Raw genomic sequence first — 13924 nt, 5'->3', positions numbered from 1 at the left:
CACGAGGTGCACGGATAGGCTCGGGAGATGACTTCTGCGTACGGTTCCTGGCCCTCGCCGTTCAGCGCGGCAGACATCTCCGCATCCTCCCCGCGCATCGAGGGCGCCCGGTTCGTCGGCGACGAGATCTGGTGGGGTGAGTCGGTTCCCGCGCAGGGCGGCCGGGTGACCGTGCGCAGCTCGTCGGGCTCCGAACTGCTGCCCGAACCGTGGAACGCGCGCTCGAAGGTGCACGAGTACGGCGGTGGCGCCTGGACCGCGGATGCCGAGGGCACCCTGTTCTTCGTCAACGCGTCGGATCAGCGCGTGCATCGGGCTCCACGGGGCGGCGCGCCTGAGCCTCTCACCGCGCCAGGGCCCGCGTACGGCGGGCTCACGTTCCAGCACGGCCGGCTGTTCGCGGTGCGCGAGGATCTGCGACCTGCGCAGCACGTGCGCGCGATCGTCGAGATCCCGGTGGACGGCAGCGCCGCCGACGACGAGGCTGCGGTGATCGTTCACGCGCAGGGCGCCGGTTTCTTCGCGCATCCGGCTCTCTCGCCCGACGGCGAGCGGCTCGCGTACGTGACGTGGGCTGCGGACCGGATGCCGTGGGACGAGTCCGGCCTACGGGTGCTCTCGCTGCAGGACGGCGACGTCGCGGTCATCCCCACTCGCGCTGCTCTGCAGCCCGAGTGGCGAGGCGCCGACGAGCTGCTCCTGCTCGACGAGGAGGGGGGCCGCTGGAGCGTCATGCGGACGACGATCGACGCGCACGGCCCGCTCTCGACGCGGCCGGCGACTCCTCCGGTCGATGCGGACACCGGCGGCGCCCTGTGGGTGCTCGGAAACCGCTGGTATCGGCTGCTGGACGACGGCGGGATCGTCGCGGCGCGCACGCACGGCTCCGACCGCATCGTGCGGATCTCTCCCGACGGCGAGCGTGTGGAACCCGTCGACCTGCCCGTCACGGCCGGGGCGAGCATCGACGACGCCGCGGGCGCCAGGGTGCTCGTCTCCGGGTCGGGGGCGCAGGTGGGCCAGGGGCTGTGGTGCGTGGACCTCGGCACGGCCACGATGACCCTGGTGACCGGGGGCCACGGAACCGACCCCGCCTGGATCCCGCACGGCACGCCGGTGACGTTCGACGGACCGCATGGGCCCGTTCATGCCTTCGACTACCGGCCCACCCACCCCGATGTCACGGCACCCGAAGGCGAGCTGCCGCCCTACATCGTGATGGTTCACGGCGGCCCGACCTCGCACGTCTCGGGTGCGGCATCCACCGCGTACGCATACTGGACCAGCCGTGGCATCGGAGTGCTCGACGTGAACTACGGCGGGTCCACCGGCTACGGCCGCGCCTACCGCGACCGGTTGAACGGTCAGTGGGGCGTCGTCGATGTGGATGATGTCACGGCGGCCGCCCAGGGCCTGGCGGATGCGGGCCTCGCCGATCCTCGGCGCATCGCCATCCGCGGCGGCTCGGCCGGAGGGTGGACCGTGCTCTGCGCCCTGGTGCGAGGGGGCACGTTCTCGGCCGGCATCTCCCGGTACGGCGTCGCCGATCTGCGGATGCTGGCCGCGGAGACGCACGACTTCGAAGCGCGCTACCTCGATGGCCTGGTCGGTCCCCTTCCCGAAGCGGAGGACGTGTACATCGCACGCTCACCGCTGTCGCATGCTGACCGCATCTCGGTTCCGGTGCTGCTGGAGCAGGGTGAGGAGGACCGGGTGGTGCCGCCGTCGCAGGCCGAAGCCATTCGCGATGCCCTGGTCGCGCGCGGCGTGCCGCACGAATACGTGCTGTACGAAGGCGAGGGCCACGGCTTCCGTCGTGCGGAGACGATCATCTCCTCACTCGAGACCGAGCTGACCTTCCTCGGCGGCGTGTTCGGCTTCGAGCCTCGGCTGTAGCGGGGCGGGCTACTCGCCCATCCTGTTGCGCGTCCGCATGGCCCGCTCGGCCTCGCGCTTGTCCTGCCGCTCCCGCAGCGTCTGGCGCTTGTCGAACTCGCGCTTGCCCTTCGCCAGCGCGATCTCGACCTTTGCGCGTCCGTCGGAGAAGTACAGTCGCAGCGGGATGAGCGTGTAACCGCCCGCCGAGACGGCGTGCTCGAGCTTGACGATCTCCTCGCGGTGCAGCAGCAGTTTCCGGATGCGCTTCGCGGAGTGGTTCGTCCAGTGGCCCTGCGAGTACTCGGGGATGTGCACGGCGTCGAGATACGCCTGTCCGCCCTTGATGTACGCGTACCCGTCTGTGAGGTTCGCGCGACCCTGGCGCAGCGATTTCACCTCGGTGCCGGTGAGCACGAGGCCTGCTTCGTACGACTTCTCGAGGTTGTAGTCGTGACGCGCGCGACGGTTGGTCGCGATGACCTTCTCACCGCGTTCCCTGGGCATGTTCTTCTCCTGACGACGGACCAGCCCGCCAGTCTATACGTTCGCGCGGGTGACGCATGCGACCCGCCGCGCCCGAAAACGTGTCGGATCAGGTGCGCAGCCAGCGCCGGATCGCGAAACCCGCCGAGAGCGCGGCAAGCACGATGCCGATGCCGATGATCACCGGCACCACGAACACGGCGTCCTGCATTCCCACCAGCGGCCGCATGAACGGCACCCGTTCGGCGAGATAGCCCTCCACCCCGAAATGCACGCCCGCCAGCACCGCCCCACTGGCGAGAACCGAGCCGAGGAACGCCGCGAACACGCCCTCGAGCACGAACGGGGTCTGGATCGAGCGGTTCGAGGCGCCGACCAGGCGCATGATGCCGATCTCCTTGCGTCGCGCGTAGGCGGAGAGCCTGATCGTCGTCGCGATCAGCAGTACGGCCGCGATGAGCATCAACGCGGCGATGCCGACGGCGATGTAGGTGGCGACCGTGAGCGCCGAGAACAGCGGATCGAGCAGTTTGCGCTGGTCGTTCACCTCGTCGACGCCCTGCTCCCCCGAGAACGCCTCGCTCAGCACCTCGGACTGCTGCGGGTTGACCATGGTCACCCGGAAGGCGACCGACATCTGCTCAAGGCCGACGACGTTCGCCTGCTCCTCGCCGAAGTTGTCGACGAAGTCCTGGTACGCCTCCTCCTTCGTCTCGAACCGCACCTCGCTGATCAGGGGCGCGAGGGCGTCGCCCGCAAGTGTCTGCCTGACCTTGTCGATCTGCTCCTCGGTGGCCTCACCACCCACGCAGTTCGGTTTGACCGAGAGCGGCGAGCACATGTAGATGGTCACCTCGGCGCGCTCCCCCCAGAACCCGCGCATGGTTCCGATCTGCGCCTGCATGAGGATCGCAGCGCCGACGAACGTGAGTGAGACGAAGGTGACCAGCACCACCGAGATGACCATGGAGATGTTGCGGCGCAGGCCGAGCAGGGCCTCGCCGACGATGAGCCCGAAGTTCATGTGGTCGGACCCACTTCCTCGTCGTCGTCCGCATCCGACAGGCCGAGGCGGTCGGCGACGCCGAGCTCGGCGACCTCCACCTCCGGGATGATGATCGGATTCGTGCGGGGTCCGACGCCTGGCGGCTCCTCGGGCGGTGCCGCCGCGGTGTGCGGCTCGGTGGGCGCCACCGGAGCGGCGGCTGGAGGCGCTGCGGGCGAGGATGCTGCGGGCGCGGATGCTGCGGGCGCGGATGTCGCCGCAGCGGGTGCAGCCGATTGCGATGCCGAGCCGGAGTCGGCGTCGGGGCGCAGCACGGGCACGGCGCTGGTCTCGCGCTGCACCTCCTGTACAGCGGTGAGCGCGGCCGCCGCTGCGGCGCCGCGCACGGCTTCGGGCGTCAGCCGGGGGATGTTCGAGGTGTCGCCATAGCCGCCGCCGAGTTCGTCGCGCACCATCTCGCCGTTCTTCAGTTCGATCACGCGGCGCTGCATCTGGTCGACGAAGGCCGCCTCGTGGGTCGCCATCACGACGGTCGTGCCTCCGGCGTTGATGCGCGTCAACAGCTGCATGATGCCGACGGAGGTGGCCGGATCGAGGTTTCCGGTCGGCTCGTCAGCGAGCAGCACCTTGGGCCGGTTGACGATCGCGCGGGCGATCGCGACCCGCTGCTGCTCGCCGCCGGAGAGCTCGTGCGGCATCCGCTTGCCCTTGCCCTCGAGCCCCACCAGCGCGAGAGCCTCGGGGACGGCCTGCTGGATGAAGCCCCGTGAGGCGCCGATCACCTGCAGGGAGAAGGCGACGTTCTGATGCACGGTCTTCGACGGCAGCAGGCGGAAGTCCTGGAACACCGAGCCGATGTGCCGGCGGAAGTAGGGCACCTTGCGGTTGGCGAGCGAGCGCAGGTCGCGGCCGAGTACGGCGACGCGGCCCGAAGTCGGCACATCCTCGCGCAGGATGAGTCGGAGGCACGTCGACTTGCCGGAGCCTGAAGCGCCGACGAGGAAGACGAACTCCCCCGCCTGGACTTCGAAGTCGACCGCGGAGAGCGCTGGTCTCTTGGTGCCGCGATAGCGTTTGGTGACGTTCTCGAACCGGATCATGGCCATACGAGCCTAAGCGCGCGGCGCGTGTCAGCGCCCAGCGACACCCCTCGGGCCCGACGAGTTGGGGACCTCTCCCCGCCGCCCGCGTCTGGCCGTGCTGGTATACACGTATGGGCGCCTTCCGCGCCGGCAGGGGATCGTGCGTGCACCGGCACCCGCGAAGACGAGACACGAGATGAGGAGGGTGCCATGAGCGTTCCCGCTGGTTGGTACGACGACGGCTCAGGACGCCAGCGCTGGTGGGACGGCGAGCGATGGACCGAGCACTTCGCGCCGGTGCAGCCCGAGACGCCGACTGAGACGCCGACTGAGATGAGCGCGCCGCAGGACTCGGATGCAGCGGGCGCCTACGAGGAGGACCTCGACGCCACCGTCCGCCGCGAGGATGTGCAGCCGGCCGCTGCCGACGCGCTCTCGGATGCTCCCGCCGCCACAGAGGTGAGCCGGTCTGCAGAATCGGCTCCCGCCGGCGAGGACATCACGCCGGACACCGTGTCGCAGGACGCCTTCGAGCGCTCCGCTGACGTTCACGGCGCTCCCACGGCCGCGGAGAACGCGTCGTATCCCGCTCCGGCAGCCCCCGAGACCGCGGCCTTCGCACCTCCGGCCGCACCGGGATACGCGGCGCCCGCTACTCCCGCCTACGGGGACCCGAGCGCCACGTCCGCCTACCCCGCAGCCGGGTACCCGGGCGGCGCCCGGCCGTACGGCGCACCCGCCTACGGTGCACCTGCGTACGGCGCCGAGCAGCCCGCCGCGGTGAAGCCCCCGATCCTCGGCTTCATAGGCCTCGGCCTCGCCGTGGTCGGCACGATCCTCGCCTGCATCCCGCCGGTGCTCACCGGCTTCGGGTTCTTCCTGCTTTTCGCCGCGTTCGTGGTGTCGCTGATCGCGATCTTCATGAAGACCAAGAAATGGCCGGCGATCGTCGGTCTGGCGCTGTCTGTGGTCGGCGGCATCGTCGGTGGCGTGCTGGTGGTCGTCTACTTCGTGAACTTCGCGAACACGATGGCCGAGGAGTTCCCGAGCGACTTCCCGACGTCCATCACGAGCGAAGGATCATCGGACGACACCTCCGACGAGCCCAGCGCCACCGGTCGTCCGTCGCCGGACGAGATCGCCGCCGGATTCCTCGAGGTGCTCCACGAGGCCGACATCACCGACTTCGACGACCCTGAGGTCTCGGCGTGCGTGGGGCAGTTCATGTACGACTCGGAGCTCAGCGACGAGACGCTGCAGACGATCGCCGGCGGCGAGGACGTGTACGGCGCCGAAGGCCAGACGGTGCAGAACGTGACCGCCGACGCCATCGTCGAGTGTGCGGCTCAGTGACGCGACTGCGCAGCTGAAGCGTCGAGGGCCCGGGGAGCATCGCTCCCCGGGCCCTCGACGCATGCGGCTGAGGATCAGTCCTCATCCTTGCGTTTGCGCCAGCGGATGCCGGCCGAGATGAAGCCGTCGAGGTCGCCGTCGAACACCGTGGCGGGGTTGCCCGACTCGCAGCCGGTGCGCAGGTCCTTCACCAGCTGCTGACCGTAGAGGAAGTAGGAGCGCATCTGGTCGCCCCAGCTGGCGGTGATGTTGCCGGCGAGCTCTTTCTTCTTGGCCGCCTCCTCCTCCTTCTGCAGCAGCAGCAGGCGGGTCTGCAGCACGCGCATCGCGGCTGCGCGGTTCTGGATCTGCGACTTCTCGTTCTGCATCGAGACGACGATGCCGGTCGGCAGGTGGGTGATGCGCACGGCGGAGTCCGTGGTGTTCACCGACTGGCCGCCGGGGCCGGACGAGCGGAACACGTCCACGCGGATGTCGTTCTCGGGGATGTCGACCTCAGTCGCCTCCTCCATCAGCGGGATCACCTCGACGGCCGCGAAGGAGGTCTGCCGCTTGTCGGCGGAGCCGAACGGGCTGATGCGGGCGAGACGGTGGGTGCCGGCCTCGACCGAGAGCGTGCCGAAGGCGTAGGGCGCGTCGATCTCGAACGTGGCCGACTTGATACCGGCGCCCTCGGCGTAGGACGTGTCCATGACCTTCACGGGGTACCCGTGCTGCTCGGCCCAGCGCAGGTACATGCGCATGAGCATCTCGGCGAAGTCGGTCGCGTCGTCGCCACCCGCGCCGGAGCGGATGGTGATGATGGCGGAGCGGTCGTCGTACTCGCCGTCGAGGAGCGTCTGGACTTCGAGCTGGTTGATGGTTTCGGTGAGCGAGGCGAGCTCCTTGCGCACCTCGTCGGCCGAGTCCTCGTCCTGCATCTCGTTGGCGAGGTCGGCGAGCACCTCCAGGTCGTCGAGTCGCTGCTCGACCTCGGTGATGCGCTTGAGCTCGGCCTGCTTGTGGCTGAGCGCGCTGGTGACCTTCTGGGCCTTCTCGGGGTCGTCCCAGAGATCGGGCGCTCCGGCCTCTTCGCTGAGCCGCGCGATGTCGTCGCGCAGGGAGGGGATGTCGACGACCTCGCGGATGTCGCCGAATGTCTGTCGCAGGGCCTGGAGATCGGCGGAGAGATCGAGTTCGAACATGGCAGTCCAGCCTATCGCGCCGCACGCCCGGTTCCGAGCGCCCCAGGAATGTCTGCGCACGGGGGCTGCGCCGGCCGGTTACCGTGGGCATGTGAGCGACAGTGCGGCGGTGGTCCTGAGGCGATTCGGGCCGATGGTCTACCTGCCGACGGTGCTGTTCGCCCTGGGTGAGGGCGCCGTCATCCCTCTGATCCCCGTACTGGCGACCCAGCTGGGTGCGGACGTGCCGACGGCCGCCCTGGTCGCATCCGCCCTGGTCGTCGGTCAGCTCTGCGGCAACATCCCGGCCGGGTGGACGGTGGCGAAGATCGGCGAGCGCTTCACCATGGTGATCGCCGGCGTCGTCTCCGCTCTGGCAGGTGTCGGCATGCTGTTGGCCGAGTCGCTGGCGCTGTTCGCCGCGGCCGTGTTCCTGCTCGGCTTCTGCGCTGCGGCCTTCGGCCTGGCCAGACACGCGTTCATGACGACGCGCGTGCCGACGCGCGTCCGTGCGCGGGCGCTGTCGCTGCTGGGCGGATGCTTCCGCTTCGGTGTGTTCATCGGCCCCTTCGTCGCAGCGGGGCTCATCCGCCTGACCGGCAGCGAGCACGCCACGATCTGGTTCCTGATCGGCTGCGTCGGCGTGATGACGGTGCTGGTGCTGGTGGGGCCCGACCCGGAGAAGAGCAGCCCTGCGCTGCTCAAGCCGACCGGCGCGGCAGTCGCCGAGGACACGGGCGAGGTCGTCACCGGCTCCATCCCCACGGTCGACCAGCGCGGAGTGCTCCGCACCATCTGGGCGTACCGCGCGGTGCTGTCGAGACTCGGGATGGCTGCCGCGGCACTGTCGGCGGTGCGCGCCGCCCGGCAGGTCATCCTGCCGCTGTGGGGCGTCTCGCTCGGGCTCGATTCCGGGACGATCGCGCTGGTCGTCGGCGTGACCGGTGCGATCGACTTCGCGCTGTTCTACGCGAGCGGTCAGGTGATGGACAGATTCGGCCGGGTCTGGGCCGCCATGCCGGCGATGCTCCTGATGGGCCTGGGGTTCATCAGCCTGTCGCTCACCCACGAACTGGACTCGGCGATGCTCTGGTACGGCGCTCTCGCGGCGGTGCTCGGCGTCGGCAACGGCCTCTCCAGCGGCATCCTGCTCACCGTCGGCGCCGATCTCGCGCCGGAACGGGAGCCGGCGACGTTCCTGGGTTCGTGGCGCACGCTGACGGATGCCGGCGGCGCCGCCGCCCCTCTGCTGGTGTCGGCGATCACCGCTCTGGTCTCGCTGTCGCTCGCGGCCGGAGTGATGGGCGTGATCGCGCTACTCGGCGCGGCGGGGTTCCTTCGCTGGATCCCGAGGTTCATCCCCCGTCAGCGCGACTGACCCTCCGTGCGCTCACGCCTAGCGCAGGGCGGTGCGCGTGGTCGCGGTGGCCTCGAGCGGCACGCCGTCGGGCACGAACGGCGAGAAGAGCGGCGGATGCCATGGCGCGGCCACGGTGACCCGCGCCGAGACGCCGTCCGGTGTGCCGGCCGACAGCACGCGCGCCTGGGTCGACATCGCCGAAACCACGGCATCCGCCTGCTCGCGCACACCCGCATCTGTCAGCTGGGCGAAGACGGCGTCGTCGCGCGCCTCGATCGTGAACCCGTCGGCTCCGGCGAGTGCAGCGGCGTCGGCGAGGGAGTCCAGGCGCTTCTGAGCGATGTACAGGTCGGTGGCGCACACGCACACCATCACCACTGCGATGGCCAGCAGGACGTAGCCGAGGATCAGCGGCAGGATGCTGCCGTCCTCGTCGTCCGCGAGCGCGCGGAGCCGCCGCGGCGCGCTCATCCGCTCCCCCACAGGCGCGACACCTTCTGCGCGGCCTGAGCCTCGACCGGGATGGCCGCCAGGTCGTCGAGCCCGAAGATCGGCGGCATGAAGGGCAGGGAGACGCGGGTGCGGACCGTGACGACGACCGTCGCCCCGGCGGAGGGGCACGACGTCGTCGCGGGCGAGCACGCGATGCCGACCTGCACGGCGTCGGCGTCCATGCCGTACTCGCGCATCACATTCGCCAGCACGGCATCGCCGCTCGCCGACGCAGCCTGGGCGCTCTCAGCCTGGCCGATCACCCGTGCGGTGTGCCGCGCCGCCGCCTCGGCGCCGAGGGTCTGCTCCTGCACCGCTCCGAGGGTGAGCACGAGGTAGACGAGGGGAACGAGCAGCAGCACGCCCACCACGACGAACTCGAGCGCGGCCGAGCCCTCGTCGTCGACCAGATCATTCTTCACCGAACGACTCCACAGGTGCACGCGCCTCCACCTCCAATCCGTACGGGACCCCGATCAGTCCGATCACCGGCAGCGTGGTGCGCACCCGCACCAGCATCGTGCGGTGACCGAGGCTCGAGTCCTCGCCGATCGCAACATCCTCGGCGTAGTCGGCGCCGATCGCGCGCGTGATCACCGCCTGCGTGCGATGTCTTCCCTCTGCCGGCGTCGTGTCGGCCAGCGCCGCGTAGTGCGCGCCCTCGACGGCGGCGTCGTGCACGACATTGCGCACGTACATCGCGAACGCCAGCTGCAGCACGGCGAGGGTGAGAGCGGTCAGCAGCGCGCCGACGAGCACGAACTCGACGGGGCTGGAGCCGCGCTCATCCTCGAGAGCCGAAGATCGGGGCGTGCGCATCGAGCGTCAGATGCCGGAGACGCGCGAGATGGCCTGCTCGAACAGATCGACCAGCGCGGGGCCCGCGACAGCCCAGATCACGACGACCAATGCCGCGGTCATCAGCGTCACGAGAACCCAGCCGGGAACGTCTCCGCGTTCGTCTGTGATCAGTCCCCGCGCCCTGTGCTTCGCGGCGGCGGTCCAGCGTCTCAGTGTCGTCATGATGATTCCTCGTGTCGGTGGTTTCAATGTGCAGGTCGTCTCTCGTCACCCCAGGCCGAGTCTGAGGATGAAGAGCCCCGGGTAGACGGCGAAGAGGACGCTGAGCGGCAGGATCAGGAAGACCAGCGGCAGGAGCATCAGGATCTCCTTGTGTCCCGCCTGCTCGATGAGCGAGCGCTTGGCCTCGTCGCGGGCATCGGCCGCCTGGGAGTGCAGTACACCGGCCAGGGGTGCACCGTGTTCGAGCGCGGCGCCGATCTGGTCGACGGCGCGGGTCAGCCCCGGCAGCTGCAGCCGGGTGGCTGTCTCGCCGAGCGCGTCGGCGAGCGGCGATCCGGTGTGCACTGCCAGCACGGTCTGTCGCAGCTCCGCGGTCAGCTCTCCTGTGCCGATGGACGATACCCGCCGCAGCGCGTCGAGCAGCGATTCCCCCGCGGAAAGACACAACGCCAGGAACTCCAGCAGAGTGGGCAGCTCCTCTGCCAGCCGCGCCCGGCGCGAACGGGCGCGCGCGGTGAGCAACATGTCGTTGCCGACCGCTCCCACCGCCGCCGCGATGAGGGGCAGGAGCACAGCCGGGGGCGTCAACCGGCCTGTGATCGCCAGCACGATCACCAGCACCGACCCGCCGAGCAGTCCTGCGATCGCCCAGGCGAGCTGCCTTCCCCGGAACAGCGCCGGCGTCAGATCGACACCCGCCTGCGACAGGCGCAGCCGCAGATTGTCGCCGCCGCCCAGCATCCGTTCGAAACCGGCGTGCAGCACCTCCCAGAGACGCCTCCCCTGCACGGGCAGGACGCCGGCGCGCGGTAGCACTCCGGACGGGAGAAGCTCATCGGGGACGACATCTCGCACGTATGGAGCGATACGGCGATCGAGTGGCTGTGCGCCCCAGCGCGGCAGGGCTGAGAGGATGCCGAGCACCCCGATCGCGAACGCTCCGCCGATCAGAACGGCGAAGGCGAGGTCGGTCACCGCAGTCATCCGAACCACCGCTCGGGTTCCGGCAGCCTGCCGATGCGCAGCATGATCCGGTACGCGACCAGGGAGACGGCGGCGCCGACGACGATCACCAGCACGCCTTCGGCGGAGGCGTACGCCTCCCGGCCCTCCGGTCGCATCGCCAGCAGGCCGAGGATCACCCAGGGCGCTGCGGCGCCCAGCGCCGCCGCTCCGCGGATCCACGACTGACGCGCCTCGACCTCGCCGCGAAGCGCGGCATCCGCCCGGACCGACGACGACAGGGCTCGCAGGACGCCGGTGAGTTCCGTGCCGCCGACCTGCCTCGCCATCCGCAACGTCTCGACGATGCGATCGGCGATGGGGTCGGCCAGCGTGTCCTTGAGCCTGTCGATGCTCGACTCGAAACGCCCCGTGGCCCGCAGATCCCTCGCGAACACGGCGAACGCAGGGCGCACGGCGGGCGGGGCGGAGTCCGCCAGACTGGCCACCGCGTCGGGCAGCGACAGACCGACGCGGATGGCGGCGACCAGCAGATCGCACACGTCCGGCCACAGTTGGCGCCGCGCCTTGCGCAGTCTCAGGCGCCTGCCGCTGAGGAACAGCACGGGTGTCACAGCGCCGGCGAGGCCGGCCAGCAGCGCCAGCACGGGCAGCGCCGTGATCACCCAGGCGGCCGAGGCCGCGACGAGCGCGGAGGCGATCATGATCACGACGATCGTTCGCACGGCGGTGCGCCCATACCCGGCCTCCTCGACGAGGCGCACGAGTCTGCCGCGTCGCGCCTTGACCGGTGCGCGTTCTCCGGGGGGCCACAGCCACGGCGATGCGCACAACAGCAGGCCCGTGCCGAGGAGTGCGCCCAGGAGCAGCGTCATCGCCCTCCCTCCGCGCTGTAGACCTTGGCGCTGACGATACGACCTTCGCTCACCTCGCCCGTCGGCGCGATGATCTCCTCGACGCGACGTGAGCCGTCGGCGAGGCGACGGCAGTGCACCACAAGCGAGATCGACGCGGCGAGCGCCGGCGCGATGAACGCCCGATCGATGTTGCGGCCGGCGAGCAGCGGCAGCAGGGCGAGTTTCTCGAGCGCCTCCGCCGCGCTGTTGGCGTGCACGGTACCGGCGGCCGGCACGCCGGTGTTCAGGGCGAGCACCAGATCCAGCGCCTCGGCGTCGCGCACCTCGCCGACGACGAGCCGCTCCGGCCGCATTCGCAACGCCTCCTTCACGAGCCGGCGCAAGGTGATCTCGCCCGTGCCCTCCAGGCTCGCCTGCCGGCCCTGCAGCGCGACCACGTCGGGTCCGTCCACCGCGAGCTCGAACGTCTCCTCGACCGTGATGATGCGCTGCGCGTCCGCGCACGACGCCAGCAGTGCTCCCAGCAGCGTGGTCTTGCCTGCGTGGGTGGCACCGGAGACGATGATGCTGCGACCGTCGAGCAGGGCGCGGTGAAGCATCTCGGCGATCTCGGCGGGGACGGATCCCTGCGCGACGAGCGATTCCAGTGAACGATGCTGTGGCAGGAACTTCCGGATGTTCACCGCCCACGAACCGCGGACCACGTCGGCGATCGCCACGTGAAGTCGTGAGCCATCGGGCAGGGATGCGTCCACGAAGGGCTGACTGATGTCGACGCGGCGGCCGGTGGACTGCAGCATCCGCTCGACCAGGTCGCGCAGCCCGGCGTCGGTCAGCTCCAGATCCACACGCTCGGTGCTGCCTCCTCGCGCCACGAAGACGCGATCGGGGCGGTTGATCCAGATCTCCTCGATCTCGGGATCGTCCAGCAGCGGCTGCAGCACCCCGAACCCCGAGACCGACGCCAGCACATCGCGCACCAGGGCGGCCTCATCGTCGATCAGCGCCATGCCGCGCTGAAGGGCCAGGTCGTTGTGGCGGCGCACCTCGGTCTGCGCGATCCTGCGCGCCTCCTCCGGGTGGGAAGACGGGTCGGTGTGCTCCAGACGCAGACGGCGGCGCACGCGTTCCGCGACGACGAGGGACGGTTGGGTCACGCGGGCATCTTGACAGATTCAGCGATCCGGCCGGGAAAGTTATCCACAGCACGCTTTCCTACGGATTTCCCGGTGGGGTCGCGGGCGGCGATCAGTAGACTGAACGCAGCCCGCGGGAGTGGTGGAATTGGCAGACACGCAGGATTTAGGTTCCTGTGCCTCAGGGCGTGTGGGTTCAAGTCCCACCTTCCGCACCGAGCGATGCCGTCCGCATCGCCGACGCAGCAGCACGATCCGCCGAACCATCGACGACGGGACATCATGATTGAGACCGCCCTGCAGGCGCCGACCGCGCTCATCCCCTGGCTCGACCCTGCGACGATCATCGGCGCCGCAGGCCCCTGGGCGCTGTTGGTGGTGTGCTTCATCGTGTTCGCCGAGACCGGCCTGCTGGTCGGCTTCCTGCTCCCCGGCGACACGCTGCTGATCATCGCAGGGCTCCTGTCGCACTCGCAGTCGTACGCCGTGAACGGAGTCTTCGGCATCAGCGTCTGGTGGGTCGCGCTGCTGATCGGCCTGGCCGCGTTCGTCGGCGGCGAGGTCGGCTACCTCATCGGGCACAAGGGCGGCCCTGCGGTCTTCGAGCGCAAGGAATCCGGGCTCTTCAGCCGCAAGAACGTCGAGCGAACCAACGCGTTCTTCGAGCGCTTCGGCGGCATCACGATCATCCTCGCCCGCTTCGTGCCGATCGTGCGCACCTTCGCTCCCGTCGCGGCGGGTGTCGGCCACATGCACAAGGGCAAGTACACCCTCTACAACCTCATCGGCGCGGTCCTCTGGGGCTTCGGCCTGACGATGTTCGGCTACGTGATCGGGTTCATCCCGCCCGTCGCCGATTTCGTCGAGCACTACATCGACCTCATCCTGCTCGCCGCCGTCGGCGGCACGGCCCTCGTCACCCTGTGGCACTACCTGAGCGAGCGCCACAAGGCGAAGAAGGCCGCGGCCGCCGGAGCCGACGTCGTCACCGACGCGACCGAGGCTCAGGAGCTGAAGCTGGATGCCGAGGTCTTCGACCGCGCCCCCGACATCGACGGCGACGGCAAGCACTGATCCCGGCATGATCGCGGCCCGGATGCTCCGCACGAGCATCCGGGCCGCGTCGTC

At 69.8% G+C, this 13924-nt stretch carries 15 protein-coding genes and 1 tRNA gene; 5 read left to right on the top strand and 11 right to left on the bottom strand.

Going from position 1 to position 13924, the window contains the following annotated elements; translation table 11 throughout:
* Positions 1 to 27 precede the first annotated feature (27 nt).
* Positions 28 to 1896 carry a prolyl oligopeptidase family serine peptidase gene (locus tag RIN43_RS11645; RefSeq protein ID WP_309129089.1) on the top strand — a complete coding sequence of 623 codons (1869 nt, stop codon included), beginning with the start codon at positions 28 to 30 and terminating at the stop codon, positions 1894 to 1896.
* A 9-nt stretch (positions 1897 to 1905) separates the two neighbouring features.
* Here the strand turns inward: RIN43_RS11645 and smpB are convergent, their stop codons facing one another.
* From smpB to ftsE, 3 genes are all read right to left on the bottom strand, one after another.
* Positions 1906 to 2382, bottom strand: coding sequence for an SsrA-binding protein SmpB (gene smpB / locus RIN43_RS11640; RefSeq protein ID WP_309129088.1), 477 nt, complete (start codon positions 2380 to 2382; stop codon positions 1906 to 1908).
* A gap of 88 nt (positions 2383 to 2470) precedes the next feature.
* On the bottom strand, positions 2471 to 3385 hold the full coding sequence (gene ftsX / locus RIN43_RS11635; RefSeq protein ID WP_309129087.1) for a permease-like cell division protein FtsX: 915 nt from the start codon (positions 3383 to 3385) through the stop codon (positions 2471 to 2473).
* Positions 3382 to 4467, bottom strand: a complete 1086-nt coding sequence (gene ftsE / locus RIN43_RS11630) for a cell division ATP-binding protein FtsE (RefSeq protein ID WP_309129086.1) — start codon at positions 4465 to 4467, stop codon at positions 3382 to 3384. The genes ftsX and ftsE overlap by 4 nt, the downstream gene beginning before the upstream one ends.
* 192 nt (positions 4468 to 4659) lie before the next feature.
* Here ftsE and RIN43_RS11625 point away from each other — a divergent pair, with 192 nt between their 5' ends.
* Positions 4660 to 5802 (top strand): DUF2510 domain-containing protein, encoded by a 1143-nt coding sequence (locus RIN43_RS11625; RefSeq protein ID WP_309129085.1) that lies wholly within the window; start codon positions 4660 to 4662, stop codon positions 5800 to 5802.
* A 74-nt stretch (positions 5803 to 5876) separates the two neighbouring features.
* On the opposite strand, the gene prfB is transcribed toward RIN43_RS11625, so the two are convergent.
* Complete coding sequence (prfB, locus tag RIN43_RS11620; RefSeq protein WP_309129084.1) at positions 5877 to 6986, bottom strand: peptide chain release factor 2; 1110 nt, start codon at positions 6984 to 6986, stop codon at positions 5877 to 5879.
* 133 nt (positions 6987 to 7119) lie between these two features.
* Between prfB and RIN43_RS11615 the strand changes: the two genes are divergently transcribed.
* Positions 7120 to 8343, top strand: a complete 1224-nt coding sequence (locus tag RIN43_RS11615) for an MFS transporter (RefSeq protein ID WP_309129132.1) — start codon at positions 7120 to 7122, stop codon at positions 8341 to 8343.
* Between the two features lie 18 nt (positions 8344 to 8361).
* Here RIN43_RS11615 and RIN43_RS11610 read toward each other — a convergent pair whose 3' ends face one another.
* Genes RIN43_RS11610 through RIN43_RS11580 form a run of 7 tightly spaced genes read right to left on the bottom strand, consistent with a single transcriptional unit; the run spans position 8362 to position 12817 of the window.
* Entirely contained in the window at positions 8362 to 8796 is a 435-nt protein-coding gene (locus tag RIN43_RS11610; RefSeq protein WP_309129083.1) for a pilus assembly protein TadG-related protein, read from the bottom strand.
* Entirely contained in the window at positions 8793 to 9239 is a 447-nt protein-coding gene (locus RIN43_RS11605) for a TadE family protein (RefSeq protein WP_309129082.1), read from the bottom strand. Before RIN43_RS11605 ends, RIN43_RS11610 begins: the two co-directional genes overlap by 4 nt.
* The gene (locus tag RIN43_RS11600; RefSeq protein ID WP_309129081.1) at positions 9229 to 9636 is read right to left on the bottom strand and encodes a TadE/TadG family type IV pilus assembly protein; all 408 of its coding nucleotides are present in this window, start codon (positions 9634 to 9636) and stop codon (positions 9229 to 9231) included. Before RIN43_RS11600 ends, RIN43_RS11605 begins: the two co-directional genes overlap by 11 nt.
* 6 nt (positions 9637 to 9642) lie before the next feature.
* On the bottom strand, positions 9643 to 9840 hold the full coding sequence (locus RIN43_RS11595; protein WP_309129080.1) for a hypothetical protein: 198 nt from the start codon (positions 9838 to 9840) through the stop codon (positions 9643 to 9645).
* 45 nt (positions 9841 to 9885) lie between these two features.
* Positions 9886 to 10824: a type II secretion system F family protein gene (locus RIN43_RS11590; RefSeq protein ID WP_309129079.1), complete on the bottom strand. Its 939-nt coding sequence runs from the start codon at positions 10822 to 10824 to the stop codon at positions 9886 to 9888.
* Positions 10821 to 11678, bottom strand: coding sequence for a type II secretion system F family protein (locus RIN43_RS11585; RefSeq protein ID WP_309129078.1), 858 nt, complete (start codon positions 11676 to 11678; stop codon positions 10821 to 10823). Before RIN43_RS11585 ends, RIN43_RS11590 begins: the two co-directional genes overlap by 4 nt.
* A complete protein-coding gene (locus RIN43_RS11580; protein WP_309129077.1) occupies positions 11675 to 12817 on the bottom strand; it encodes an ATPase, T2SS/T4P/T4SS family in 1143 nt (380 codons plus the stop codon). Before RIN43_RS11580 ends, RIN43_RS11585 begins: the two co-directional genes overlap by 4 nt.
* Positions 12818 to 12929: 112 nt before the next feature.
* On the opposite strand from RIN43_RS11580, the gene RIN43_RS11575 reads away from it, so the two are divergent.
* A tRNA-Leu gene (locus tag RIN43_RS11575) sits at positions 12930 to 13011 on the top strand.
* Positions 13012 to 13078: 67 nt separating this feature from the next.
* A complete protein-coding gene (locus RIN43_RS11570; RefSeq protein WP_309129076.1) occupies positions 13079 to 13870 on the top strand; it encodes a VTT domain-containing protein in 792 nt (263 codons plus the stop codon).
* Positions 13871 to 13924 lie beyond the last annotated feature (54 nt).

The organism is Microbacterium sp., from assembly GCF_031178445.1.
GTDB lineage: Bacteria > Actinomycetota > Actinomycetes > Actinomycetales > Microbacteriaceae > Microbacterium.
Note: the sequence above shows the minus strand (reverse complement) of the source record. Positions and strands in the feature narration are given on the sequence as shown.

What these genes read in the sequence shown, in the direction of transcription:
- RIN43_RS11645 (WP_309129089.1), top strand. Translation starts at nt 28, where the DNA reads ATGACTTCTGCGTACGGTTCCTGGCCCTCGCCGTTCAGCGCGGCAGAC.
- smpB (WP_309129088.1), bottom strand. Translation starts at nt 2,382, where the DNA reads ATGCCCAGGGAACGCGGTGAGAAGGTCATCGCGACCAACCGTCGCGCG.
- ftsX (WP_309129087.1), bottom strand. Translation starts at nt 3,385, where the DNA reads ATGAACTTCGGGCTCATCGTCGGCGAGGCCCTGCTCGGCCTGCGCCGC.
- ftsE (WP_309129086.1), bottom strand. Translation starts at nt 4,467, where the DNA reads ATGATCCGGTTCGAGAACGTCACCAAACGCTATCGCGGCACCAAGAGA.
- RIN43_RS11625 (WP_309129085.1), top strand. Translation starts at nt 4,660, where the DNA reads ATGAGCGTTCCCGCTGGTTGGTACGACGACGGCTCAGGACGCCAGCGC.
- prfB (WP_309129084.1), bottom strand. Translation starts at nt 6,986, where the DNA reads ATGTTCGAACTCGATCTCTCCGCCGATCTCCAGGCCCTGCGACAGACA.
- RIN43_RS11615 (WP_309129132.1), top strand. Translation starts at nt 7,120, where the DNA reads ATGGTCTACCTGCCGACGGTGCTGTTCGCCCTGGGTGAGGGCGCCGTC.
- RIN43_RS11610 (WP_309129083.1), bottom strand. Translation starts at nt 8,796, where the DNA reads ATGAGCGCGCCGCGGCGGCTCCGCGCGCTCGCGGACGACGAGGACGGC.
- RIN43_RS11600 (WP_309129081.1), bottom strand. Translation starts at nt 9,636, where the DNA reads ATGCGCACGCCCCGATCTTCGGCTCTCGAGGATGAGCGCGGCTCCAGC.
- RIN43_RS11595 (WP_309129080.1), bottom strand. Translation starts at nt 9,840, where the DNA reads ATGACGACACTGAGACGCTGGACCGCCGCCGCGAAGCACAGGGCGCGG.
- RIN43_RS11590 (WP_309129079.1), bottom strand. Translation starts at nt 10,824, where the DNA reads ATGACTGCGGTGACCGACCTCGCCTTCGCCGTTCTGATCGGCGGAGCG.
- RIN43_RS11585 (WP_309129078.1), bottom strand. Translation starts at nt 11,678, where the DNA reads ATGACGCTGCTCCTGGGCGCACTCCTCGGCACGGGCCTGCTGTTGTGC.
- RIN43_RS11570 (WP_309129076.1), top strand. Translation starts at nt 13,079, where the DNA reads ATGATTGAGACCGCCCTGCAGGCGCCGACCGCGCTCATCCCCTGGCTC.